Raw genomic sequence first — 566 nt, forward strand, 5'->3', positions numbered from 1 at the left:
TAGAGGCGCGGGTAAACCGGAATACAGTGTCCACCAACGGCAATACCGGGCCGGTGAATGTGCGAGTAGGGCTGGGAGTTAGAGGCGTCGATGACTGCCTGCACGTCGATGCCCTGCTGGTCGGCAAATACTGCGAACTGGTTTGCAAGGCCGATGTTAACGTCCCTGTACGTGGTTTCGGCGAGCTTTGCCATTTCTGCAGCTTCAGCGGAACCGAGGTCCCACACTCCATTGGGGCGATCCAGGTCAGGGCGCTCATCGAACTGAAGAACTGATTCGTAGAACTCAATGGCTTTCTTAGCACCTTCTGTGCTTAGGCCACCAACAAGCTTGGGGTAGCGGCGAAGGTCAGCGAATACGCGGCCGGTAAGAACTCGCTCTGGGGAGAATACCAGGTGGAAGTCTTTGCCCTCTTTAAGGCCGGAGATTTCTTCAATCATTGGCTTCCAGCGACCACGCGTAGTGCCCACCGGTAACGTGGTCTCGTAGGAGATGAGCGTACCGGGCGTGAGGTTTTCTGCCAAAGACTTGGTGGCTGCGTCCATCCAGCCGAAGTCCGGTTCCCA

At 56.7% G+C, this 566-nt stretch carries 1 protein-coding gene; it reads right to left on the reverse strand.

Features of this window, described 5'->3' with window-relative positions; all coding sequences use genetic code 11:
* On the reverse strand, positions 1-566 hold a 566-nt coding region (locus HMPREF1627_RS00590), incomplete at both ends, for a nucleotide sugar dehydrogenase (RefSeq protein ID WP_034500200.1).

It is taken from the genome of Actinomyces sp. S6-Spd3 (genome assembly GCF_000758755.1).
Classification (GTDB): Bacteria; Actinomycetota; Actinomycetes; order Actinomycetales; family Actinomycetaceae; genus Pauljensenia.